Origin of the sequence: Terrabacter sp. Ter38 (assembly GCF_024519435.1) — a bacterium.
Lineage (GTDB): Bacteria > Actinomycetota > Actinomycetes > Actinomycetales > Dermatophilaceae > Terrabacter.
This window is the reverse complement of sequence record NZ_JALJRZ010000023.1, coordinates 1-1,774: the sequence shown is the minus strand read 5'-3', so window position 1 is coordinate 1,774 and position 1,774 is coordinate 1. Positions and strand designations below refer to the sequence as shown.

Annotated in this window: 2 protein-coding genes; one reads left to right on the top strand and one right to left on the bottom strand. The window is 67.8% G+C overall.

From position 1 onward, the window contains the following. Nucleotides 1-167 precede the first annotated feature (167 nt). Nucleotides 168-1,007: an alpha/beta hydrolase gene (locus NR112_RS22205; protein WP_256796461.1), complete on the top strand. Its 840-nt coding sequence runs from the start codon at nt 168-170 to the stop codon at nt 1,005-1,007. Between the two features lie 132 nt (nt 1,008-1,139). Here the strand turns inward: NR112_RS22205 and NR112_RS22200 are convergent, their stop codons facing one another. Next, nucleotides 1,140-1,520, bottom strand: a complete 381-nt coding sequence (locus NR112_RS22200; protein WP_256796460.1) for a hypothetical protein — start codon at nt 1,518-1,520, stop codon at nt 1,140-1,142. Nucleotides 1,521-1,774 lie beyond the last annotated feature (254 nt).

The following is a 1,774-nucleotide window of genomic DNA, read 5'->3' as shown; positions in this document are numbered from 1 at the left end:
ACGCTCGCCCGACATTGCCGCGTTGAGGGCGGCTACGCTCGCCCGACATTGCCGCCGCGCGGGCGATCGTGAGGATGCGCGGGCGATGGTCGGAGCGTGCCGATATCAGGCGGGATTACGGGTTCCGGCGCACGTCTTCGGCCGGCTCCTCGCGGTACGGTCACCCCGTGCCGGGTCGCATCGACATACCTTCCGACCAGTTCGTCATCCTTGACGGCGTCCGCTTCCATTACCTGGACTGGGGCGGCAACGGTGATCCCCTGCTCCTGCTGGCCGGACTGGGATGCACCGCCCACATCTTCGCAGAGCTCTCGCCACACTTGAGCGACCAGTTCCGCGTGATTGCCCTGACCCGGCGCGGGCACGGCCTGACCGACCAGGTCCAGAGCGGTCACGGGCTCGCCGACGCCGCCGAGGACGCGCGACGCCTCCTCGACTCCTTGGGCATCGACCGGGCGCACGTCGTCGGGCACTCGATGGGAGGCGGTGAAGTCTCAGCCCTCGCCGCTCGCCACCCCGGACGCGTTGCCAAAGTCGTCTACCTGGACGGGGCCTACGACTGGGCCGACAACCCCACACCCGAGTGGGCGGAAGAAGCCGCGAGCCCGGACCGGTTCCCTACCTACGGCGACTACGTCGACTTCGTCCACTCGCTGCTGCCCGAGGACATCCGGGGACCTGCCCTCGACGCGGTGATGCGCACCTCCGTGGACACCCAGTCGGACGGCTCGGTGGTCGACAAGTGCTCCGCCGCGGCCTGTGCGCCGTTTGTCCAGGCCCTGAAGGCCTTCCGGCACCCCTACTCCGACATCAGCGCACCGGCCCTGGCCATCTACTCCCGCGGGGACGAGCGGGAGGGCCCCGAGGCGACGTGGCGGGCCGCCTGTCGTGACCGCTTCGCAGCCGAGACCGCAAATGCTCACGTCATCGAACTCCAGGCCAGCCACTACCTGTTCATCGACCACCGCGACGACGTTCTCGCGGCGATGCGGGCGTTCCTGGCCTAGCCCCCACCCCGCCCAGGTCTTGCGAACCTCTGCACCCGCCGGCGACAGCAGGACAGGAGGTGAACGTCTGCCATCAACGTGAAGCGTTTACGGACATGCCGCGAACCGCTCGCGAAGATGTCTCTTTCGGGTTTAGTCCGCCAGCCCAGGACACCAGATCAGCAGTCGATACACGACGCTATCCTGTGCGAACCACTCCCATGTCAACGTGGCGTTTGCTCCCGTGGCGGGAAGGCGAATCGTCGTCCGCTCGGCGAGGTCACTCAGCAGGAAGACGCGCCCGACAAGCGCCTCCTCTTCGGCGTCGTCCGCGAAGAGCAGCTCCCCTGTTCCCTGGCTGAACTTGAACGGAGCTTCTGGGTTCGGAGGTGCCGGCGCGAACTGGGCGTCTGAGTGCGCGCGGGGCCGGCCGAACAGTGCAACCGACAGCGTCCACTCGTCAGCGCGGAAGAGCAGGCCATGTTCGTCGACGCGTGGCGCACTGTTGGCAGGCAACGGCTTGAGGTGGTCCATGCCGCGAGTCAGCCCTAGCCACGCGAGAGGTGAGCCGAGGGTGAGTTCCAACTCCAGTGGCACTGGTGCTCCCTATCCGTCGTCCGGCCTGCGACCGTAGCCGAAGTTGTTGCCCGTCGGGGCCGACTGGCGGCATCCGCTCATGCCGCCGAGCGCTCGGGCCGACGAGCTCGCGCTCGGAGTCGGGCCTCGGGAAGGGCGCACGACCGGGAGCTCGAATTACCCCATCATCCTGCTGTTGACACCGTTGCCAG

Excerpts from the sequence above, each read along its gene's own strand:
- NR112_RS22200 (WP_256796460.1), bottom strand. The coding sequence starts at position 1,520 with ATGGACCACCTCAAGCCGTTGCCTGCCAACAGTGCGCCACGCGTCGAC.